The sequence below is a fragment of the Pseudoalteromonas sp. 2CM28B genome (assembly GCF_023161935.1).
In genome coordinates this window covers 285030-307631 of record NZ_JALNTH010000003.1, presented here as the reverse complement: position 1 = coordinate 307631, position 22602 = coordinate 285030, and the positions used below count along the sequence as shown (strand labels likewise).

The window sequence follows — 22602 nt, the reverse complement described above, 5'->3', positions numbered from 1 at the left end:
CCCTCAAAATAGCACACTTAATTAAATGGATTGGTATAAACGTTTTTTTCTCATAAAAAAACCGCTGAAATATCAGCGGTTTTTTATAAGTAATAAATTACATTACACGCATGCCTGGCTCTGAGCCATCGTCTGGGTTAAGAATGTAAATTTCTTTACCGCCAGGGCCTGCAGCTAATACCATACCCTCTGACATACCAAAGCGCATTTTACGAGGTTTAAGGTTTGCAACCATTACAGTCAGTTTGCCTTCAATGTCTTCTGGTGCGTAAGCCGATTTAATACCAGCAAACACTTGGCGTGTTTCGCCGCCTAAATCCAGCGTAAGTTTAAGTAGCTTATCGGCGCCTTCAACATGCTCTGCTTTTGCAATTTTAGCAACGCGTAAGTCAACTTTTGCAAAGTCATCAAATTCAATTTCATCCGCAATTGGCTCTTTTGCAAGTGGGCTATTAGGGTCAATTGTTACTTTTGATTCTAGGCTTTCTTTTGATTCTTCAACCATTTTGTTCACTTTATCCATTTCTACACGTTGCATGAGCGGCTTAAATTTATTGATAGGATGTGCAACAAGTGCATTTTGAACGCCATCCCATGCTAAGTCGTCATTTAAAAAGGCTTCTACGTTTGCAGCCATACCTGGTAATACAGGTTTTAAATAGGTAATTAAAACACGGAACAAGTTAAGGCCAAGCGAGCACACTTCGTGCGCTTCTTGCTGTTTTGCTTCATCTTTAATGAGTACCCATGGCGCTGCGGCATCAATAAATTGGTTTGCTTTGTCGGCTAGGGCCATAATTTCACGAATTGCGCGGCTGTATTCACGGTTTTCATAGTGGGCAGTAATGCTTGGTGCAGCAGCTTGAAATTCTTCAAGTAGTTCTGGCTGCATAATTGTGCTACTTAATTTACCGTCAAACTTTTTAGTAATAAAGCCTGCACAGCGGCTTGCTATGTTTACTACTTTACCTACTAGGTCTGAATTTACACGTTGTGCAAAGTCTTCTAGGTTTAAATCAAGGTCAATAATACCGCTGTTTAATTTAGCTGCGTAGTAATAACGTAAGTACTCTGGGTCTAGGTTATCAAGGTAAGTACGTGCTTTTATAAACGTACCCTTTGATTTAGACATTTTCTCGCCATTGACGGTTACAAAGCCATGTGCAAACACGTTAGTTGGCTTTCTAAAATTAGCGCCCTCTAGCATGGCTGGCCAAAATAAGCTGTGGAAGTAAATAATGTCTTTACCAATAAAGTGATAAAGCTCAGCATCAGAACCTTCAGCCCAAAATGCATCAAAGTCGAGGCCTTTTTCGTCACATAGATTTTTAAAGCTTGCCATGTAGCCAATTGGCGCATCTAGCCATACGTAAAAGTATTTGCCCGGTGCATTTGGAATTTCAAAACCAAAGTAAGGCGCATCGCGGCTAATATCCCACTGTTGCAGGCCATCGGTAAACCACTCATCTAACTTATTCGCCATTTCTTGCTGAATAGAGCCAGAGTGTAGCCACTCTTTAAGCATGCCTTCAAATGCTGGCAGGTCAAAAAAGTAATGCTCTGAATCTTTTAAAATTGGCTCTGCACCTGACATTACCGAGCGCGGGTTTATTAATTCGGTTGGGCTGTAAGTTGCGCCACACGAGTCACAGCTATCGCCATTTTGGTTTTCAGACTTACACGTTGGGCAAGTGCCTGTTACAAAGCGATCTGGTAAAAATATGCCTTTTTCAGGGTCGAATAACTGTGAAATAGTGTGCTTTTTAATATGACCCGCATCATTAAGGCGGTTATAAATAAGCTCACTCAGCTCTTTATTTTCTGAGCTGTGGGTGCTGTGGTATTTATCAAACTTAATGTTAAAGTCGGCAAAGTCGCGCTGGCGTTCAATGCTTACATTTTTAACCATTTCTTCAGGCGTGATCCCTTGCTTTTGCGCATTAAGCATAATTGGCGTGCCGTGAGCATCGTCGGCGCAAACATAATAAGCTTCGTGGCCTTGTAGCTTTTGAAAACGTGACCAAATATCAGTTTGAATATATTCCAATAAATGGCCTAAGTGAGTAGGGCCATTTGCATAAGGTAATGCGCTGGTAATGAGGATCTTTCGCTGCGTCATAATCATTCCGAATTGAGGATAAATCACCATTTTTACTACAAAAAAGGCGGTTATCATTAATTTATCCATAAGCTTTGGACTAACGGTACGCGCAGCTTATGGATTTTTGTTAATTGACTGGTGTTAATGCCCTGAATGTTACATAATTCTGTGGCACTTTTCATCAAAGAAACGCTATTTAATTGCTATGTTTGGACTGTCGAAACTATTCTCCTCTAAATCGGTGCAAAAACAACCGATTATTACTGCCTTAGCGGCGTATCGAAGCGCGGCATTTGCCGTAGGTATTGATGAAAGTTTTATTGATACCATTTCGCAAAATGACGATAAATCAATACACATTAAAATAACGCTGCCATTTGCGGCTCAATCAGAAATGCCGTTAGTTGAGCAGCACGTAAGTGAAAGTATAAATACACCGGTTATCATAGACTCTGCGGTGACTATAAAAGAGCCTGCGAAATTTAAAGCCATTAAACACATTGTGCTGATTGCCTCAGGTAAAGGGGGGGTAGGAAAATCAACTACTGCTGTAAATTTAGCCGGGGCGCTTAAAAGCGAAGGCGCAAAAGTAGGGATTTTAGATGCTGATATTTATGGGCCATCTATTCCTATGTTATTGGGGCTTGTAGGTGCAGAGCCACAAACCAAAGATAACAAACTACTACAGCCATTTGATGCCAACGGCATTAAAGCGCAATCAATCGGCTTTTTAGTGCCAAGTGATGACGCAACGGTATGGCGAGGGCCAATGGCATCGGGAGCGCTCAACCAATTATTAAACGAGACAGATTGGGGCGAACTTGACTACTTAATTGTTGATATGCCACCGGGTACGGGCGATATACAGCTAACAATGAGCCAAAAAGTGCCTGCCAGCGGCACTGTTATTGTGACGACACCGCAAGATTTAGCCCTTGCCGATGCGCAAAAAGGCATTGCAATGTTTAATAAAGTAAACGTACCTGTGCTTGGGCTTATAGAAAATATGAGTCACTACATTTGTAGCCACTGCGGAGAAGCCAACCATGTGTTTGGCAAAGATGGCGCAGAAAAACTTGCTCATAAACACGGCGTACCGGTGTTAAGCCATATTCCACTTGCCATAGATATTCGTGAATACTCAGAGCAAGGTAAATTAATCGCCAGCGATATCAGCGCGGCTATTAGCAACACATACAGCGCAGCGGCAAGACTGATTGCCAGCACGCTTTTTTATCAGCAGCACCAACACAGTGTTGAGATAGTGATAACGCAGGACTAAGAAAAAATGAGACTCTCAGATACCCATATTAAAGAATATTTAAGCGATGGCCGCATAGTGATTGAGCCTGCGCCGACTAACGAAATGATTTCGGGTGTGACAGCCGATTTGCGTTTAGGGAACAAATTTAGAACCTTTAACGCACATAACGCAGCGTACGTAGATTTAAGTGGCCCTAAAGATCAGTTAAATAAGGCTATGGAATCAATAATGAGTGAAGAGATTGAGCTTGCCGACGGCGAAGCTTTCTTTTTACACCCAGGTGAACTGGCATTAGCCATTACCCATGAAAAAGTAACACTTCCTGCCGACATAGTAGGCTGGTTAGATGGTCGTTCGTCACTTGCCCGCTTAGGTTTAATGGTGCATGTAACAGCTCACAGAATCGACCCAGGTTGGAGTGGTAATATTGTTTTAGAATTTTACAATTCAGGTAAGTTGCCACTAGCGCTGCGCCCAATGATGAAAATTGGTGCAATGAGCTTTGAAATGCTTTCAGGACCCTGCGAAAACCCTTACAACATTCGTAAAGATGCAAAATATAAAGATCAAAGTAGTGCGGTAGCAAGCCGCATTAGCGACGATAACCTATAACAATATAAAACTATTAAGCGTTTAAATAGCAGATTTGTTTGCTAGCTTAAACGCTTAATAACATATATCAATGTGCATTATTGCTTACACTGATATTAAATGTGTTTTTTATTTCTGGCTTTATAAACGAGTAAAAACTCGACTAATATAGATAATAAAATAACTATAATTACAATGCCTTGAATAGTGTGCAGCCTTTTAACCCTGTCAACACTCTCTTTTTCGTACTGCATAACTACCGTATTAAACGCTTTTAAAAGCGGCTCTTTTGCTAAAGAAAAAAAACTTTCTTGCGCTGTATCTAAATTAAGTGTTTGTGTTTTTAACTTGAGTACTTCTTCAACTCTATCCGAAAACATACTTAATTTTTTATCGACATTAATAGGCTCTTTAAAATACATTGCTAACAATTCCTTAGATAGCGGGCTTTCATCGCCTAATACTTGCGCCCCATAATGCTCACTTAATAAGTATTTATGATTATTTTTTAAAGAGTTTAAAGCATTAATGGCCAGTAATTTAGAATCCTGCGAGCCATACATTAAGTACTCTAAAGTAAACATACTCACTCGTTGCGAAAGCATTCTTTGTTGACCACTTACATTTACGAGTTTTCCAGTATCGGTTTGCGCTTCAATGACTTCATCAAGCATAAAGTGAATACAGATAGATAAAATTGCAATTACAGTTAAGGGAACAATATAAACAAAAGAGATAGCGCCATGCTTTTTATTTGTAAAATCAGTATTTACCATTTAATTGCTACTTAATTTAAAATTATTAATGCTTTAGGATAGGATAGATTAAATATAAGATTTTTCACGTAATTAAAGTTTACAAGGTAGTTTGTGGCTTATTGAGATTTATGAAGTGCATAACCTAGTAGTTCAAAATACTTATTAAGGGCTTTATTTGCTTTATTAATATGCTCATTATCAGGGTAAATTAAATTACTGCTTTTTAAGCCACTAACCAAAAAGCTATTTTGAATAGTGCTGTGAGCTTCTATACAGGCTTCAAAGCAGCGCGCTGCTAATTCCTCAGGCATACTCATGTAATTCATGTTGTGCGCTTGGTCGTGTTTTATGCACGTTTGTACAAATTCATTCGCATCTTCCCCATCAAAATCTAAAAACACGTTTTTGTAAAAATCGTTTAGCGCACTATTAAGTGGGTGAGATAAATTTGGCGTATTTGAAAGCCATAAATTTGATGCAAAACCAAAGCGAGGTTTTGCATTAAATAAATGCTCGCTTATATGGTGATCGAACGCATGAAACCATTCGTGAGCCAATGCGCCACCGCCGGCGTTTTTTGCTAAAGCAAGGGTTTGTGAAGCTGCGTTATAATGCGCTTGGACGCCTTTTTGACCGCCATGCCCAAAGGCAAAATTTAGTTTGCCGCGCAGGCCAATAGCTTTGGGCGGTAAATGTAATATTTGAGCAAGGTCGGCGAGGGCATCGTAAATTAAGTTTGCACTAATAAAATGCTCTTCTTTGGTCACCCATTTTCCTACAACCATAGATCTAAAGCCAAAGGTGTCTCTAATATCGCTAAAGTCAACTTGGTCGTCAAAGCGGTAGTCTGGCCCTTTACGAGTGAATCCGCGTTTTAATCTGTTTGGGTAATTACGCATTTACATTTAATGGTGGCTAATTTAAGTAACGTGCTTTTACGTGTTCGGGCATGTGTTGGGTTTGTTTTTGTATTAGTTCGTCTAATAAATTGTAAAGCGGGGCAGGGTTTAGCTGCTCTATTAACAACAAACTATGTGCAACGGCCTCAAGCGTAGAAAGACTGTCGGCTCTGGGGGCTTTTCTAATAGCGTAACGGTTTTGCGGTAACTGCTTAAAGCTCACTGTTTTAAATTTAGTGAGTAGCGGGGTCAGCTGCAAAATTTTATAGGCTTTTTTCCAGGTGCCATCAATCACGATTAAGTGCGTAATTTTACTTAAGGCTGGCTTTGGGTTTGTATCATCTAAGTTGGTGGCGTGCTCATTAGGGTAGAGCAGTACCGTGGACTCCACAGGTAAAGAGTTGAGCATGGCAAAGTCTGTGTTATTTTCCCCTTTGATTATTTTGCAGTCAGTTAGGCTCAAATTAAGCAATTTTGCCGTGTTTTTCGCTATTTTTTCTTCACTGGGGTGTTGTAGAATAACCACGCTAACTTTATTTGTTAAACGTTTAATGGCCCCGCATATACAGGTAGAGGGCGTAAACAAACAGCGTTCACAAACTTGGCGAGTCATTAATTAAACTTTTTATTGCGAGTGTATTTTGATAATTATACATTTATAAAGTAATAAAGTTGGATTTTTTTACGCATAGATATACAGTAATACTATTAATTATAAAATGACACGGAATGTTTAAAAGGGCTTAAAATATGACAGAAGTACAAATAGATGAGGCTGCTCTAGAAAGTATGCAGTCGTTACTTGGTGAGCAGTTTAAAGATACACTTGAATTTTGCTGCAGTGAATTTGAGCGCCTTGGTAATGAAGTAATTGCAACCATTGGTAACGATAAAGAAGCGGCGATTCGTCATGCCCATAGTTTAAAATCGAACGCGGCTCAGTTTGGTGCCACGAGTTTATCTGATGTAGCCCGTGATATTGAACTTAATCTAAATCAAGATAACTTAGCGCAAGCTGTTACGGCATCTACAGATTTATTGGCGCAAGTAAGTGGTTCGCAGGCCCAATTAAGAGCGTGGGTAGAGTCTAATTAACTTTATTTGTTAACGTGAATTTATTTCAGTATTAAGCAACTAATTACGCTGGCATTTTACGCCTTTACTAGGGTAGTCTTAGACTTTACTAGGGCGTGTTTGGCCTCTCGATAATAAATTTGATCACGCATTGCCCAAGGGCCACCCTTGGGCTAGTAACACAATTTTACCGAGCCCATTAGGTTATAACCCTCGCATTGAACAAACCCACTCCTAGTTCATTATTTTTTTCCATAAAGCCAGTTCGCCCCAAAGAGGTAAAAATGTCAGATATTAAAAAGAGTCACAAATTAGAAGGTGTATGTTATGACATTCGTGGACCGGTTTTAGCGCAAGCCAAAAAAATGGAAGACGAAGGTCAAAAGGTACTAAAGCTTAATATTGGCAACCCTGCGGCGTTTGGTTTTGATATGCCAGAGGACATGCATCGCGATATTATTCGTAATTTGTATTCGGCCCAAGGCTACTGCGACTCTAAGGGGTTATATTCAGCCCGTGTAGCGGTTTATCAGCATTACCAGCAACGAGGTTTACATAACCTAGATGTAGATAATATTTATATTGGTAATGGGGTGAGCGAGCTTATCCAAATGATCACTCAAGCGTTATTAAATAACGATGATGAAGTGCTTATTCCTGCGCCTGATTACCCACTGTGGACCGCGTCAGTTAAATTAGCAGGCGGCAACCCTGTTCATTATTTATGTGATGAAGAGCAAGACTGGTTTCCAGATATTGCTGATATAAAAAGTAAAATTACGTCTAAAACAAAAGCGCTTGTACTAATTAACCCTAATAACCCAACCGGGGCGGTTTATAGTGACGATTTACTTTTAGAGTTAATTAATGTGGCGCGCGAGCATAAGCTGTTACTGCTTAGCGATGAAATTTACGAAAAGATTTTATACGATGGCATCACTCACACCTCAATTGGTGCGCTATGCGACGATGTGCCCATTATTACCTTTAATGGCTTAGCTAAAACTTACCGTGCAGCGGGTATTCGTATGGGCTGGATGGTACTAAGCGGGCGTACTTCTGCAATGGAAGATTTACGTAAAGGGCTAGATATTTTATCGTCTATGCGTTTGTGTGCCAATGTACCCGCGCAATATGCGATACAACAAGCGCTAGGGGGTGTGCAATCAATAGATAGCTTAATCGACCCAGGCGGGCGATTATATGTTCAGCGCGATATTGCTTGGCGTGGGCTTAATGCTATTGAAGGGATAAGCTGTAAAAAGCCAAAAGGGGCGCTTTACGCCTTTGCTAAAGTAGACACGGCTCATTTTAATGTCACTGATGATGAAAAAATGATGTTTGATTTACTAAAAGCAGAAAAAATATTATTAGTGCATGGGCGTGCATTTAATTGGCCAGAGCCAGATCACTTTAGGTTAGTGTTTTTACCTAACAAAGACGATTTATCGAGTGCGATGCTTAAAATGCAGCGCTTTTTTAAAGACTATCGCCAAGTTTAGTTAATTCCAACTAATGCGCTGTAAAATAAAAAACGAGCTTAAATAGCTCGTTTTTTATTTACGCGATAATGCTGATAGGGCTTATTAGTACGCGCGGTCAACTCTTACGGTATTATCACTTAAATAGACCAACCGTACGTTATCACCTTTACTAAAGCGCATTGACTGGTCTTGGTCTTGTACCACCATGTATTGATCGCCGTTTTCTACCTGAATCAATAACTCTACGAGGTGTGTTTGCTTATAATAGCTTTTTTGCTGATTATTATGCGCCACGCTTCCGCCAATGACTGAGCCTAAAATAGTGGCGACGGTACGACCGCTCCCACCACCAAATTGATTACCGACAACACCCCCGAGTAGGGCGCCGCCAAAGGTTTTCCAGCCATTATTTTTGTCTTGCACAAGCTCTTGTTCGGTAATTTTACGTACAGATTTTACATCGCCAAATAAAACCTGTTGTACAGGCACGGCTTTGTTTCGCTCATAGTTAGCAAAACTTGGTGCACTGAGTGTAAGCAATGCACACATTGCTATGGTTAAGGCTTTCATAGATGTCTCCTGTTGGTGTTACGCAAAGGCGATATTTTGCCTTTGCGTGGATATGTATACCAATGCGCAAAAATACTTAATCATTTTGCGGCTAATCGTGTCGCTAACTAAGTTAAAAATTCTCATTTAAAACAAATAAATAGCAATTTTTCCTAGCTATCAACGCGTTTATCCAGCCTCAAAATAGATCAGTTAATTAAGCTAATTGGTACTATTACCAACCAAATGTCGATTTTTCTTTCGTTTTACGAATTTCAGTTTCGTCTGCCCATTCTACTAGGCCGCTTTGCATATCCATTAAGCGCATTGTAAATTTGTAATACACATCTGATTTATCAGCATTTGATTTAACAATGCTCGATAAGTTGCCGTACAACATGTATTGCGCACCAATTTGTTTACCAAAGGCAACTGCGGTGGCTGGATTTACAAGGGCATCTTCGTTTTGAAAGTTAAGCTGCTCACGTACTGATTCAACACGGGTCATGTCAACAAAACGAAACTTACCGCTGCGCAACAGTTGCGTAGAGATTGAGTCGGTAATAGATTCAGTGTCTATGTGTTCACTGGTTTTATTTTTAATGCGCTCAACAAATACCACAGGGCGTTTGTTTTGGGTCATTGTACCAATAACCGGCGAGCTGAGTAGTGAGTCGGTCATTTGGCTGGCTACTTTTTGTAAATCGGTAGAGCCAAAGTTTATATCGGTGGTTTCTACTGCTTGCGCGTCGCCATAACTAACTACGGCTTTATTGGCACAACCGCTTAAAATGAGTGCGCTAAGGCCAATAACTGCATAACTCGATAACGTTTTAAATTGTGTAGTGATCATCTTTATAACCCTTATTCTTTAAATTCTTGTGCGTCGGTAGACACTTCTCTTACAGCGAGCGAAAATGTAACCGCATCCGGTGTTGGCGCTAAGCCGGGTAATTGTGTTTTAGAAAAACCAAACAGTGTTAAGGCTTGCCAAGGTGAGTGGTTTCCTTTAATTACAAACCCGTCTTTGTCGTACCAATTAAACTGATACTGTAAATATTGCGACTTTTTATATTGGCTGCTTAGTGTTACTACCACGTCGGTTAACTGGTTTGTTTGGCGTGTTTTAACATCGGTAATGGCAAGCTTTTCACCTAGAGCAGGATTATCAACATGTAACTGCTCGTTAAATGTATTTTTGCTTTGCTCAACCGAAATGCCTGATGTATCAGGTTGGCTTGCACATGCCCCAAGCATTAATGCAGCCACTAATGGCAAAGTATATTTCATGATGACTCCTAGAGTTGAACCACATGGTAGTTAAAATAGTTATTAATAGAGGTTAGGTAAATTAAGGTTAACCCTTGCTTACTAACGGTAAAATTAATAGGCGCATGGTTGCCTATTAAAAGTGTATGCGACCCTGCATTTAAACTGCTACGTGCCATGCTTATTTGATTAGGTAAAGTAAGCCAGCTGCGTGTATCGGCCTGCTCAGACGCCAAATTATAAATATTAGCAATGATATTGCCTACATCACCTGTGCTACGTGCAAGCTCTGCGCGCACTTTTTCTTTGGCTACTAAGCGTAATACTTGCCTAGATACGCGAGCCGGTATTTGTTGCTCTAATGTTTTAGCCGCTAATGCTTCTATATGCACTAATGGGTTGAGCTCTAAATTTTGCGAACCTATATTTACGCCATTAATGTTAGCTATAAACGCATTATCTTTATAAACCGGCATTGCTAAACTGTAAAAACGCGCATCGCCACCTGAGGTATAAATAGGCAAGCGTAATTTAAATTCATCTTGTTTAGGCACTAAGCCTTGTTCAACCAATATAACCACTTCACCGTGATTAGCACGAAGGGGCTTTAATGGGCTAAAGCGGCGCTCAAACTCTTCTAAATCTTGGTTAAAACCTTGCTTTTTAGCTAATCGCATTACATCTTGCTGTAAGTAGTGATTGTCAGGTTGAATCTCTAATGCTTTTTTATAATCAATGTAGGCATCATCGTATTGTTTATCACTTTGGTACAACAGCGCAGACAAATAAAACGTAAAGGCATTTTGAAAACCATTTTTAATACCGCGTGTCACATTACTCATACTTGGGTAATGCTGTTGTGCTTGCTCAATTGTGTCGTTTATTTGTGTTTTATTATCTGCAAGTGCATCGACTTGTACTTTGTTAGCGCGACGTATTTCAACCAAGGCGCCTTCTAAATCACTGTTGTATACATAATTAAGTGCTTTGTAGCTATGTAGCATGCTCATTTCATATGCCGGTGGTACATAGGTAATGGCAGAGTCGTTAGTAAATAAGGCGTTACTTTGTTCAAGCCCTGCACTTAATTGAATTTTTGCTGCTTCTCGTTTTGTTTGTACCTGGGCGTATACATTTTCAAATTGTTGCTGTGAAAGACTTTGCTCGTTAGCAAGGTCTTTTAAACGGGCTTGCTCTAATTGGTTAAGTAAATAGCTACTGTGTAACTTACTATTGTTGGCAATAAGTGATTGAGCCTGTTCAATATTGTTATTTTTAATTGCGTTTCTTACAGGCGTCATTTGGCTTGCATAGTCGTTAAATAAATCATTAAAGCCTATGGTGCTGCATCCACTTAATATAAAACAAACACTTAAAATTATACTTTGGCGCACTGAGCACTCCTATATAGTTAGGTTTTAAAGATTAACATACTCTGGTTTTGGATTTGTGTGAAATAGTGTAAAAAAGCGTAGCCTAATTTAGGGCATATAGACCTGTGAGGATTTAAAAATTATTCTCCCTAAGGTCAGCGCGAGTTAGTTAAATTACGTGTATTTAAGGTAGGCATATCATCATGAATAGCTTGTGAATACCAGAGGATAGACGCTTAATTACAGCAATTTAGCAGTATATAAAGTTATAATGCTGCGAATAAGATTAGAGTAATTACAACAATGCCGCTTTACAGCTAAATGGCTCAGCTGTTTAAATACAGAGCTGGCTGAGCAAGCCAATTTAAAGCATCTCATTATAAGGTTTTAGTTAAGGAGCGATTTTGAAAGCCACTTTATACACCCTCGTTGCATTAATAGCCTTTGCGGCAAATTCTTTACTTTGCCGTATGGCGTTAGCGCAAGGTTATATTGATGCGTGGAATTTTACAATTATCAGGCTCGTAAGTGGTGCCGTGTGTTTAGGCTTAATTATGGCTGTATATACGTATAACCTTAAGCGTAAGGGGGCGCTTAATGACGCTATTTTAAGTGATACCGGAAGTTGGCGAAGCAGTATTAGTTTATTGGTATATGCACTTTGTTTTTCTATTGCTTATATAGAGCTAGATACAGGCACCGGTGCGCTTATTTTATTTTCAGCGGTGCAACTTACCATGATTGGTTGGGGCATATATAAAAAAGAGCAGCTAAGTAAATTGCAGTGGGGGGCTTTTTTTGTCGCGTTAGCTGGGTTTGTGTATTTAATGTTGCCCTCTGCCGCTGTGCCTTCTTTGTTAGGGGCATCGCTTATGGCGTTAAGTGGCGTTGCATGGGGCGTTTACAGTATACGCGGTAAAGCGTGTGTATCGCCGCTGCGGACCACCGCCTTTAACTTTATTAGAAGCTTAGTGGCTATTCCTGTTTTATTACTTGTAGCAATAGGCTATTTAAAAACAGTAAGTATGCAAGGGGTGTTACTAGCGTGCGCCTCGGGCGCCATTGCATCAGGCATTGGTTACAGTATTTGGTATGTGGCCATGCCGCTACTAAAAAGCACGCAAGCGGCGGTCGTACAGTTATGTGTGCCTGTACTGGCTGCTATCGCTGGTATGTTGTTTTTATCTGAGCAGGTAACAGTGGAGTTTATTATTGCAAGCTCACTAATACTTGGCTCGGTATTGGTGTTTATATTAAATAAGCATACAGCGCGGTAATGCCAATAAAAGTTGCCACGTTTTATCAGTACTGATGGCTTTTTAAATGACTAAAAGCCCGTTATTAAGGCGGGCTTACATTTGTTATAAAACGTTTATATAGCGCGGGTAAATTATCTAAAATAGCTGACTTACCCTCTAAATCGCTGTTGCTTATACATTCGTAAAGCATCGCTTCACTCAATGTGTTTACTAACCGCTGAGATTGCTTAATATGGCTAATATGCCAAAGTTCAGGTGCTACGCCGCCTAAATCCAGTTTGTAGGGGCGATAAAAACCATATTTAGCTAGATTTTTATCAAGCCACTGGCTGAGTGGCGCAAATGGCCCCCCATGTTGGTATTCATCAGGGGTAAGTTGCAGCTTATAGTCATCGCTAATTGCAGCGGTATCATACACATCAAGGTCGGTTCCTAAATGATGCCGACTAGCTCCTGGCAAGGCAGAGTAGAGCATAATAGCCGTGCATTTTTCCAGCTCATTTAGCTTGCTTAAATCCACTATCTGTTGCTGTTTATTAAAAACAGGGCGTATACCTAAAAACTTGTTATTCCAAATCATAGCTTGGCGATTAAAATCGCGAAAACTTGAGGCAATAGTCAACTCAAAGCCAGCATTTTTAGCGCCATTTTGCAGGGCTAAAAAGTCATCAATAATATCAGTATGTAACCGATGCGATTGAATCTCAGTGAGGTGTGTATCACTTTGTCCAGTGATACACATTGCTAATGTATTGGTATCGAGTGCCATTAGGTTAACAGTTGCTCTAAAATTTGCTCGTAAATATCAGCTAAAGCGATTAAATCATCGGTGCTTACACATTCATCTACTTTATGAATAGTGGCGTTGCGCGGGCCTAGTTCAATCACTTTTGCGCCTGTTTGCGCTATAAAGCGCCCATCTGACGTACCCCCGGTGGTTTCGAGGTTAGTGGTTAAGCCCGTGACAGATTTAATCGCATTTACGGTGGCATCAACTAACGGGCCATGCTCGGTTATAAACGGCAAGCCGTTTACTATCCAGCTTAATTCGTAGTTTAAGTCATGCGTTTGTAAAATAGCATTAACCCGTTCTTGCAGTTGCTGATGAGTTACTTCGGTACTAAATCTAAAATTAAATTGCACCTCAAGCTCGCCTGGTATGACATTACCGGCTCCCGTGCCACCATTTATATTTGATACCTGGAAGCTGGTTGCGGGGAAAAATTCATTGCCGTTGTCCCACACGGTTTGGCTAAGTTCAGTAATGGCGGGGGCAGCCAAATGAATTGGGTTTTGTGCTAAGTGGGGGTAGGCTACATGGCCTTGCACACCTTTTACTTTTAAAAAGCCAGTAAGGGAGCCACGACGGCCATTTTTTACTACATCACCGAGTACATCTCGCGATGAAGGCTCACCCACTAAGCACATATCAATTTTTTCGCCGCGTGCTTCAAGCGTATCTATTACTTTGGTTGTACCGTTGATAAAGGGGCCTTCTTCATCAGAGGTAATTAAAAATGAGATAGAGCCTTTATGATCAGGATTTTTAGCCACAAAGCGCTCAGTAGCAACAAGCATTGCCGCCAGAGAGCCCTTCATATCAGCTGCGCCTCGGCCATGCAGCAAACCATCTTCAATTAAGCCTGAAAATGGCGGGTGCTGCCAGTTTTGTGCAGGTCCTGTAGGGACTACATCGGTATGGCCTGCAAAACAAAAGTGTGGCGACTGGTTTCCTTTTCGGGCCCATGTGTTGAGTGTATCGGTAAAAAATAACGACTCAATATTAAAGCCTAGGGCTTTTAAACGCTCGTTCATCATTGATTGGCAACCCGCATCTTCAGGGGTTACCGACTCGCGCTGAATAAGCGCTTGTGCAAGTGCAATTACTTCATGTGTCATTATTTAAATATCTCATCGTATTGCGCAGCTTTAAAGCCTAAGTGGTAGCTGTTGTTATTTACAAGCACTGGGCGCTTGATCATAGCTGGTTGCTCTACAAGTAATGTTATAGCAGTGTCTTTGCTTAGGTTTTGCTTTTGCTCATCACAGAGTGCGCGATAGGTTATGCCACGCTTATTAACTAATTGCTCCCAGTCAATATGCTCAGCAAATTCATTTACAAGCTGCTCGTTTACACCGTCTTTTCGGTAATCGTGAAAGGTAAAATCTATGTTGTTGTCGGCGAGGTATTTTTTGGCTTTTTTAATGGTGTCGCAATTACTAATGCCGTAAAGAGTGATCATAGGTTTAGTTCTTCTTAATAATAGTTAAAAGGGGGTCTACACCCGCATTTACGTGCGTGTGTGAATAATGAAAAGTGCCTAAGTTATGGCCATTTAATAGCACCAAGCTGGCCAGTAAGGGCGATTTAAGTTCGCGTAAATCAAAGTAGGCTAAGCGCTGCCCTTTGCTTATTTTGCTGCCATTTAGCTGTGCAATATGTGTGTGTGTAATAGGCTGCAGCGCCGGTAGTGACAAGTTAATGAGAACCTTTAGACCGTTATTTGCTTGGAGAATAAATTCACATCCTGCATTTTTAACCTGCACTAAAGTGCCATCAAAGGGCGCTAAAATTTTATGATTACTTAATGCAACCAACATAGTTGGCCCAAGGGTAGAAAATTTAAAAAAGGGCTCAGGGTGTTGGTTTAAATCAATGACTTTGCCGCTAAAGGGGCTGGTAATTTTTAATGCGCTGGCGGGGAGCTTATTTTGCGCTAAAAACTCGATAGAGGCTGCTCTCATTTATTGATCTACTACTAAATTGTAGCCGTCGTTTTTAAGTGCAGTGATGGCTTGCTGCGCAGTGTGTTTTTTTACCAAAATATAATCTGTGTCGTAGGTTGAGATAGAAAAAATAGAAATATTAGCCTTTGCAAGCACGCCAGATATATTGGCCATAATCCCCGTTAAAGAAAACCCCAACGGGCCAACCACTTCAAGTGCTTGCCAATCAGGCTCTGTATCTAAACACTCAATAGCAAAATGACTAGGGCAAACAATAGAAAGCTCATCGTGAGTTTTAGAAATAAAAAATAGGGGTAATTTTAATAGCGCTACAGGAATGTCTGCATCCACTTCTAAACTATGAATTGACAACAGTGTGCTGTGTAATTGTAATGTTTGTTTTGACATTAATAACCTGCAAACAGCGTATAGAGTCAGTTAATAGTATAGATTATTGGCTTTAAATTAAAGGTGTAACAGCCACTAAAATAAAGGCTGTGTGGCTGTGGGAAATAAGGATTTAAAACTTACCCACAATTTCTGTGGATAAGTATGGGAATTGGTAGGTATAAATAGCCTAACTAATTAATTAATAAGAAAATATTAGCTAGGCTATAAAAAGCACTAGTTTGATTTAGGCGTTTTCGAGCGCTTCAACTTGAGCTGCTTGAATAGCCGTAAGTGCAATGGTGTACACTATGTCATCGACTAATGCGCCACGGCTTAAATCGTTAACGGGCTTTCGCATACCTTGTAGCATAGGCCCTATGCTGATTAGATCGGCACTACGCTGTACGGCTTTGTAGGTAGTGTTACCGGTATTAAGGTCTGGGAAAATAAATACCGTAGCTTTACCGGCTACTGGGCTATTTGGTGCTTTTTTAAGAGCAACATTTTCCATAATCGCAGCGTCGTATTGCAATGGCCCATCAATAATTAAATCTGGACGTTTTTGTTGAGCAATTTGCGTGGCTTCACGCACTTTTTCAACATCGGCGCCAGAGCCAGAAGTACCTGTGCTGTAGCTTATCATGGCAACACGTGGCTCTATGCCAAACGCAGCTGCAGAATCGGCTGACTGAATAGCGATATCTGCTAATTGTTCTGCATTAGGGTCAGGGTTAATTGCACAGTCGCCGTATACCAGTACTTGGTCAGGCAGCAGCATAAAAAACACAGACGATACAAGTGATGACCCTGGAGCGGTTTTAATTAACTGCAGCGGTGGGCGAATTGTATTAGCTGTTGTGTTAACAGCGCCAGATACTAAGCCATCGACTTTACCTTGCTCAAGCATCATAGTGCCCAGTACAACATTATCTTGTAATTGCTCTTGTGCTACGACTTCTGTTAAGCCTTTGCTTTTACGAATTTCGACCATAGGTGCAACATAGTCGTTAATCACCGATTTTGGCTCAACAATACTTACATGTTCGTTAAGCTCAATACCTTGTTGCTCGGCAATACGCATTATTTCATCGCGATCGCCAAGTAATACTGTTTTTGCAATACCACGTTGTCCACAAATAGCCGCGGCTTTAATAGTACGCGGCTCATTTCCTTCAGGAAGTACCACTGTTTTAGCCGCTTTACGGGCTTTATCTGTAAGTAAGTAACGAAACGCAGGAGGAGAGAGCTTACGTGTTTTGCCAACATTTTTTGCAAGCGTATCAAGCCAATCAGAATCGATATATTCTGCGTTGTGATCTTTTACTTTTTCAATACGTTGGTCATCATCGCTTGGTACTTCCATATTAAAATTATGCAGTAGTAATGATGTACGCCAAGTATCGGCCTCTGTGGCTAAAATAGGCAAGCCTGTTTGCATTGCTTGTTCACACAGCGCCATTATACGCGGCTCTGGTTCAAAACCACCGGTAAGTAAAATAGCACCAATTTTAGTGCCGTTCATGGCCGACAAACACGCAGCGACTAAAATATCTGAACGATCGCCTGGGGTGACTAATAATGCGCCCGGTGTAAAGTGGTTCAATATGTTTGATACAGTACGCGCACAAAATGTAATACGGCGTAAGCGACGGTGTAGCATGTCGCCTTCGTTAATAATGGTGGCTTTTAAATACGCGCTTAAATCTTTAACGCGCGGCGCAACTAAATCAAAGTCCCACGGGATGGCGCCTAACAGCATAAATGGGTTTTTTCTAAAAATAGGTAAAGAGGCTAAACGGTTTAATTCGTTATCGAGCTCTTCTGCTTTGTATGAATCGACCAAATCAGCGCGGGCGCGGCCTTCTTCATCAAGCGGGGCATTCACTTTGTTAAAAATACAGCCTAAAACACGCGGGTGATCAATGCCACCATAATACCCAGCAGCAATTTCTAAACGGTCTTCAATTTGCGTAATGGTGTAATTACCAGGGGTTAATACAAATACAATATCGGCACCCAGAGTTTGGGCTATTTCGCGGTTTACACGCCCTGCATAAGGTTGGCGGCGAGTAGGCACCATACCTTCAATGATAGCCACTTCGTCATCGTTAATTTTACTTTCAAAGCGCTCTACTATTTCTTCAAGTAAATCATCGCCTTTACCATCGCCAATCATTTGCTCTGCATAGCTTAATGCAAAAGGAGTTGGTGGGGTAATTGATGAGCCTTGCATAATAATTTGAGTTGATTTTTCAGGGCCTGTTTCACCCGTACGTGGCTGGGCAATTGGCTTGAAAAAGTTAACTTTCACGGTTTTTTGCTCAAGCGCACGCACTAACCCGACAGAAACAGATGTTAAACCAACACCCGTAGAAACCGGAATTAACATAATACGACGTGCCATAATTAAAGCTCCTTCACAATGTTAGCGGCATCAAGGGCAATTACCCATTCTTCATTAGTTGGCATTACAACCGCTTTCGTGGTCGCGTTGTCAGAGCTAATAATGCCTTCATTACCAAATCGCGCATCTAAGTTGGCTTGTTTATCGCAATCTAAGCCTAAAAACGCCAGTTGTGTGATTACTTTTTCGCGGATAATATCTGAGTTTTCGCCTATACCACCGGTAAAAATAAGCGCATCTAACTGCTGTAATGGCACCATGTAGGCGGCAATTTGTTTAGCAAGGCGGTAGCAAAAAATGTCAAGTGCAAGGGCGGCTTTTTCATGGCCAGCTACAGCGGCTTCTTCTATGGTTCTGCAGTCGTTAGACAGTTCACTAATACCTAACAAACCACTTTCTTTATTAAGTAAGTTGTCGATTTGTTTTGCATCGTAATTTAGTTGTGTTGTTAAAAAGTTAAATAAACCAGGGTCGATATCACCACTGCGGGTGCCCATTACTAACCCAGCAAGCGGGGTTAAGCCCATGCTAGTATCTACACTTTTACCGCCTTTAATTGCACACACAGAACAACCATTACCTAAATGCGCACTAATAAAATTGCTTTGCTCAACAGGCTTATTAATTAATTTAGCGGTTTGGCCTGCTACATAATAGTGGCTTGTGCCGTGCATACCGTAACGGCGAACACCGTGCTCTGTGTATAGCTTGTAAGGGAGTGCATATAAGTAGGCTACTTTATCCATGGTTTGATGAAATGCAGTGTCAAAAACAGCAACCTGTGGCAAACCAGCAAACGAAGCCTGCGCTGATGAAATACCCAGTAAATTTGCATGACCATGTAAAGGGGCAAGGCTTGAAGCATCTGAAATACCCGCAATGACTTTTTCATCTACTAATGCAGATTGAGTAAAGTGCTCACCACCGTGTACAACACGATGGCCTACGGCAATTAAATGCTCATCTAAGTGGTGATCTTTAATTAGGCTTACAAGCGTATTAATGGCTTCACCATGCGCTTGATTAGCAGCTAAGGTGATAACGGTTTTATCACCTTGGTATTTATATTTAATAGATGGATTTTCTGAACCTAGGCGTTCAGCTAAGCCCGAAATAATTTCATGCCCGTTATCAGCATCAATAATGGCAAATTTTAAACTCGAACTACCACAGTTTAATACTAAAACGTGTTGTGATTTAGAGGGCGTAGTTGGCATAGATACAGTTTCCATAAACAATAAATTTAGTAAGTGTAAGTTAAGATATGAACAATACACTTAAGGTGCAAATTAAAGGTAAACTTAGCCACCATATAGGTGATAAAAAAGCGACTAAAGTCTAATTTATAAGATGAGTATTTTAACCCAGTTAATAAATTTAGTTTAGTGTTTAGTTGCTTATATATACAAAAACAATAACTTTTACTGCTAAAGTGTGAAGCTATTTATTTGTGTTACACTTACAGGCAGTGGCAAGTAGGCGCTACGGGTTTAAAAGTTTAGATGTGAGGAGTCATGATGCAAAAAAGTGTGATGTCACAATTACAAACGGGTAGGGCATATGCAAAAAAATGGCCTATGCGTAAAGAGTTAGCACCGTTGTTTAACGAATTTAAAGTAATTAAGGCAACCGAGCTGGCAATTACTGTAATGCCAATATTAGCCATGCTTACGTTATTTTTTCAGCTTAACTATTTAGGCCCCGATTTTTTACCGCAAGCGATTGCCAGTGCATTGTTTTTTTTATCGTTGCCGTTACAAGGCTTGTTTTGGTTAGGTAAGCGAGCCGAAACACCATTAGAACCGAGCATGCAAAAATGGTACAACGAGTTATATACCAAAATGGTGGCAAATGGCTATCAAGCCCAAATAAGCGAAAACAAGCCCCGTTATATGGAGCTTGCACACTTATTAAAAGACATGTTTGATAAAATGGATAAAGCGTTTACTAAAGAGCAATTTTAGAGCGCGTTTATCTGTAAGTGTATGAGCAGAGCGCACGCTTTGCTCTATTTATTTATAACACTCCCTCTGGCATATGAGCTGACTCAATATAGCCGGGCAGTAACTTCCTCACTAACACTCGTTATTAAAACATCAATCGGCTTTACTAAACTCGGTAATGTAAAACGATAGGGTGACGCTTTGGGCGCCTTTTTCTTCAAGAGTTTGCCAATGTTCAGGTCTAAATTTCCACGCAAATGGTGTCATCATTATTAAATTTTTAATATCTGAAAAATTAAGCGTAACCTGCTCTGTAATGAGCTTTTGATCTGCTTTTATAAAGCCGCTTGGCGTGTCAATTTCAGTGTGTTTTGCTACATCTGCATAAATATATTCTTTAAGCTCTTTTAAATGCCACGGCCCTGGGCTTGCAACTACTAATGTGGCATTTGGCGCTGCTAAACGCGCCAGCTCTTGCTCAAACAAAGGCGCAAAAACACTCAGTAATACGTCAGCAGTGCCTGACTTAAAAGGCGCCTGGCTAATTGATGCAACGCTAAAATGACATTGTGGGTATCGCTTTGCTGCATATTTTACGGCTGATTTAGAAATATCGACGCCGTATACCTGCGCCTCTATTTTATCGGCAATGGCATGAGTATAAAATCCTTCGCCGCAGCCTAAATCTATTAGCACGTTTGGTTTGCGCTCACTAATTATATTACTTAATGCGCGCTGTAAAAATGCGTAAAAGCCTTGCTCTAAAAAAGCACGTCTTGCTTGTACCATTTCAAGCGAATCACCCGGTTGTTTTGAGTTTTTGTTTTGCACCGGTAATAAATTTACATAGCCTTCTTTGGCAAAGTCGAAGGTGTGATTATTGTCACATCTAAGTGATGAATTATGTTTTAAAAGTGCGTGGTTACATAAAGGGCATTGGTATTGCAGACTCATGAGTCTAGGTAGTCCTTATCATAAAAAGTTTTGACCCAGTGTGGCCGATAAGTGATCAAAAGCGTAATGGCCATACCGTTGAGCATTGCCTCAGGAAACCAAATGATAGCACTTAGGTATACGTAATTATCTGCCAATTCCTGCCAATTATATTGCCCTATAAGCAAATAAAACAAAGCCCCTAAGCTTATTTTTAGACATGCAATAAAGCCTGCTAATATAAAAGAGCATACAAAAATATAAACAAAAAAGTGACGCGGTAAATACTGATAACTCATTATAAAGCCAAGGTAGCTTAATAATGTAGGAATAAATGCACCAAACAGTATTTGCATGGGCAAAAGATTAAGATCAATGTTTGCAAAAGCTGCCAATAGGGCACTGGCCAGCAGGCTACTTAAAATAGCAAGGCGCCACCCTAAAATTAGCGTTGCGGCAGTTACACCTAAAATGTGTAAATCAAGACCGCTTAAAATACCCGCTTTAATTTGCCATAACATGGCAAACACTAAAGCACACGCAAGTACCCCTATTTGCCGTGCAGGCGTTTTATAAAGTGCTTTATAGGTATTTTTTTCTACGCTTATAAAGGTAATAATTAAAACAAAGGCCCAAAGTAGCCCTTGCATTTTAAGCGTTAACATAGCAATTATTTAAAGGTTGACCAAATTGGCGCATGGTCAGAGGGCTTTTCTATGCCGCGTAATTCGTAATCTATGCCGGTATCAATACATCGCTCGGCAAGGGCATGGGTAGCAAGTACAACATCAATGCGTAGGCCACGATTATCTACAAACCCTTTAGAGCGATAATCAAACCACGAGTATTTGTCGCTTGTTTCAGGGTTTTGCTCTCTGAAGGTATCTTTAAAGCCCCAATTTAATAATTTAGCAAGCCATTCGCGCTCCTCTGGTTGAAACGAGCACTTACCTGTTTTAAGCCAGCGTTTAGCGTTTACTTCACCAATACCAATATCTAAATCGGTAGGCGAAATATTGATATCGCCCATAACTATAACATCTTCATCTGGCGTGTGGTTTGTTTCTAAATGGGTCATTAAATCTTTGTAAAACTGGCGCTTATAAGGGAATTTTGTTTCGTGATTTATATTATCGCCTTGTGGGAAATAACCATTCATTACCGTTAGGTCGCGGCCATTTTCTTGCTCAACTGTCACACTTATCATGCGTTTTTGTGCTTCTTCAGTGTCGCTGGCAAAACCTTTTAAGACCGATTTAGGCTCATTTTTGCATAACATTGCCACACCGTAGTGCGCTTTTTGACCATGAAAATAAACGTGGTAACCCATTTTTTGTACGTCCTCGAGAGGGAACGCCTCATCATGAACTTTAATTTCTTGCAAACCAATAATGTCTGGCTGGTGTTTATCTATAATTGCTTGTAACTGGTGTAAGCGAGCTCGCAGACCATTGATATTGAAAGAAATAACCTTCATAAAATTTACCTTTAATTAGACTCTGTTTTTATAACTAAATTGTATCAGCAAATAAGCCTACATAACATGCTCGAAATGAGAAAATAGCTGCGCAAATGTTGATCAAT

The 22602-nt window shown here is 40.4% G+C and carries 24 protein-coding genes; 6 read left to right on the top strand and 18 right to left on the bottom strand.

The annotated features are described in order from the left end of the window. Positions 1 to 97: 97 nt before the first annotated feature. On the bottom strand, positions 98 to 2119 hold the full coding sequence (gene metG, locus MTN96_RS06035) for a methionine--tRNA ligase (RefSeq protein ID WP_064385641.1): 2022 nt from the start codon (positions 2117 to 2119) through the stop codon (positions 98 to 100). 187 nt (positions 2120 to 2306) lie between these two features. Here metG and apbC point away from each other — a divergent pair, with 187 nt between their 5' ends. Continuing rightward, positions 2307 to 3383, top strand: a complete 1077-nt coding sequence (gene apbC / locus MTN96_RS06030; protein ID WP_248530954.1) for an iron-sulfur cluster carrier protein ApbC — start codon at positions 2307 to 2309, stop codon at positions 3381 to 3383. A gap of 6 nt (positions 3384 to 3389) precedes the next feature. Further along, complete coding sequence (dcd, locus tag MTN96_RS06025) at positions 3390 to 3977, top strand: dCTP deaminase (protein WP_004587761.1); 588 nt, start codon at positions 3390 to 3392, stop codon at positions 3975 to 3977. Between the two features lie 95 nt (positions 3978 to 4072). On the opposite strand, the gene MTN96_RS06020 is transcribed toward dcd, so the two are convergent. The 3 genes from MTN96_RS06020 to MTN96_RS06010 form a co-directional block, all read right to left on the bottom strand. Beyond that, a complete protein-coding gene (locus tag MTN96_RS06020) occupies positions 4073 to 4732 on the bottom strand; it encodes a type IV pili methyl-accepting chemotaxis transducer N-terminal domain-containing protein (RefSeq protein WP_248530953.1) in 660 nt (219 codons plus the stop codon). Between the two features lie 98 nt (positions 4733 to 4830). Then, entirely contained in the window at positions 4831 to 5613 is a 783-nt protein-coding gene (locus MTN96_RS06015; protein WP_248530952.1) for a CLCA_X family protein, read from the bottom strand. A 16-nt stretch (positions 5614 to 5629) separates the two neighbouring features. After that, positions 5630 to 6226: a tRNA-uridine aminocarboxypropyltransferase gene (locus tag MTN96_RS06010; RefSeq protein WP_248461377.1), complete on the bottom strand. Its 597-nt coding sequence runs from the start codon at positions 6224 to 6226 to the stop codon at positions 5630 to 5632. A gap of 137 nt (positions 6227 to 6363) precedes the next feature. On the opposite strand from MTN96_RS06010, the gene MTN96_RS06005 reads away from it, so the two are divergent. Together MTN96_RS06005 and MTN96_RS06000 are read left to right on the top strand one after the other, a co-directional pair. Next, a complete protein-coding gene (locus tag MTN96_RS06005; protein ID WP_004587765.1) occupies positions 6364 to 6708 on the top strand; it encodes an Hpt domain-containing protein in 345 nt (114 codons plus the stop codon). 263 nt (positions 6709 to 6971) lie between these two features. Continuing rightward, positions 6972 to 8189: a pyridoxal phosphate-dependent aminotransferase gene (locus tag MTN96_RS06000; RefSeq protein ID WP_004587766.1), complete on the top strand. Its 1218-nt coding sequence runs from the start codon at positions 6972 to 6974 to the stop codon at positions 8187 to 8189. Positions 8190 to 8273: 84 nt separating this feature from the next. Here MTN96_RS06000 and MTN96_RS05995 read toward each other — a convergent pair whose 3' ends face one another. From MTN96_RS05995 to MTN96_RS05980, 4 genes are all read right to left on the bottom strand, one after another. Next, entirely contained in the window at positions 8274 to 8741 is a 468-nt protein-coding gene (locus MTN96_RS05995) for a glycine zipper 2TM domain-containing protein (RefSeq protein WP_004587767.1), read from the bottom strand. 214 nt (positions 8742 to 8955) lie between these two features. After that, entirely contained in the window at positions 8956 to 9573 is a 618-nt protein-coding gene (gene lpoB / locus MTN96_RS05990; RefSeq protein WP_024032666.1) for a penicillin-binding protein activator LpoB, read from the bottom strand. Positions 9574 to 9584: 11 nt separating this feature from the next. Beyond that, positions 9585 to 10010: a YcfL family protein gene (locus MTN96_RS05985; RefSeq protein WP_024032667.1), complete on the bottom strand. Its 426-nt coding sequence runs from the start codon at positions 10008 to 10010 to the stop codon at positions 9585 to 9587. Positions 10011 to 10018: 8 nt separating this feature from the next. After that, complete coding sequence (locus MTN96_RS05980) at positions 10019 to 11383, bottom strand: adenine DNA methylase (protein WP_248442546.1); 1365 nt, start codon at positions 11381 to 11383, stop codon at positions 10019 to 10021. A 383-nt stretch (positions 11384 to 11766) separates the two neighbouring features. On the opposite strand from MTN96_RS05980, the gene MTN96_RS05975 reads away from it, so the two are divergent. Then, positions 11767 to 12639, top strand: coding sequence for a DMT family transporter (locus MTN96_RS05975; RefSeq protein WP_054982394.1), 873 nt, complete (start codon positions 11767 to 11769; stop codon positions 12637 to 12639). 64 nt (positions 12640 to 12703) lie between these two features. Here the strand turns inward: MTN96_RS05975 and MTN96_RS05970 are convergent, their stop codons facing one another. The 7 genes from MTN96_RS05970 to MTN96_RS05940 all read right to left on the bottom strand — a co-directional run bounded on the left by MTN96_RS05970 (position 12704) and on the right by MTN96_RS05940 (position 19359). After that, a complete protein-coding gene (locus MTN96_RS05970; RefSeq protein WP_248442544.1) occupies positions 12704 to 13390 on the bottom strand; it encodes a M15 family metallopeptidase in 687 nt (228 codons plus the stop codon). After that, on the bottom strand, positions 13390 to 14520 hold the full coding sequence (gene dapE / locus MTN96_RS05965) for a succinyl-diaminopimelate desuccinylase (RefSeq protein WP_055253265.1): 1131 nt from the start codon (positions 14518 to 14520) through the stop codon (positions 13390 to 13392). Before dapE ends, MTN96_RS05970 begins: the two co-directional genes overlap by 1 nt. Continuing rightward, positions 14520 to 14864: an ArsC family reductase gene (locus MTN96_RS05960; RefSeq protein WP_248530951.1), complete on the bottom strand. Its 345-nt coding sequence runs from the start codon at positions 14862 to 14864 to the stop codon at positions 14520 to 14522. Before MTN96_RS05960 ends, dapE begins: the two co-directional genes overlap by 1 nt. A 4-nt stretch (positions 14865 to 14868) precedes the next feature. Then, positions 14869 to 15366 (bottom strand): PTS glucose transporter subunit IIA, encoded by a 498-nt coding sequence (locus MTN96_RS05955; RefSeq protein ID WP_248442542.1) that lies wholly within the window; start codon positions 15364 to 15366, stop codon positions 14869 to 14871. After that, entirely contained in the window at positions 15367 to 15756 is a 390-nt protein-coding gene (locus MTN96_RS05950; protein ID WP_004587776.1) for an ACT domain-containing protein, read from the bottom strand. A 226-nt stretch (positions 15757 to 15982) separates the two neighbouring features. Beyond that, positions 15983 to 18142, bottom strand: coding sequence for a phosphate acetyltransferase (gene pta / locus MTN96_RS05945; protein ID WP_004587777.1), 2160 nt, complete (start codon positions 18140 to 18142; stop codon positions 15983 to 15985). 2 nt (positions 18143 to 18144) lie between these two features. Then, positions 18145 to 19359: an acetate kinase gene (locus MTN96_RS05940; protein ID WP_126008737.1), complete on the bottom strand. Its 1215-nt coding sequence runs from the start codon at positions 19357 to 19359 to the stop codon at positions 18145 to 18147. Positions 19360 to 19659: 300 nt separating this feature from the next. Between MTN96_RS05940 and yfbV the strand changes: the two genes are divergently transcribed. After that, the gene (gene yfbV, locus MTN96_RS05935; protein WP_024034026.1) at positions 19660 to 20106 is read left to right on the top strand and encodes a terminus macrodomain insulation protein YfbV; all 447 of its coding nucleotides are present in this window, start codon (positions 19660 to 19662) and stop codon (positions 20104 to 20106) included. Between the two features lie 132 nt (positions 20107 to 20238). Here yfbV and MTN96_RS05930 read toward each other — a convergent pair whose 3' ends face one another. The 3 genes from MTN96_RS05930 to xthA are packed head-to-tail and all read right to left on the bottom strand — an operon-like array spanning position 20239 to position 22495. Beyond that, complete coding sequence (locus MTN96_RS05930; RefSeq protein WP_248530950.1) at positions 20239 to 21039, bottom strand: putative RNA methyltransferase; 801 nt, start codon at positions 21037 to 21039, stop codon at positions 20239 to 20241. Continuing rightward, a complete protein-coding gene (locus MTN96_RS05925) occupies positions 21036 to 21683 on the bottom strand; it encodes an energy-coupling factor ABC transporter permease (protein WP_248442539.1) in 648 nt (215 codons plus the stop codon). The genes MTN96_RS05930 and MTN96_RS05925 overlap by 4 nt, the downstream gene beginning before the upstream one ends. A 5-nt stretch (positions 21684 to 21688) precedes the next feature. Further along, on the bottom strand, positions 21689 to 22495 hold the full coding sequence (xthA, locus tag MTN96_RS05920) for an exodeoxyribonuclease III (RefSeq protein WP_248530949.1): 807 nt from the start codon (positions 22493 to 22495) through the stop codon (positions 21689 to 21691). Positions 22496 to 22602: the final 107 nt, after the last annotated feature.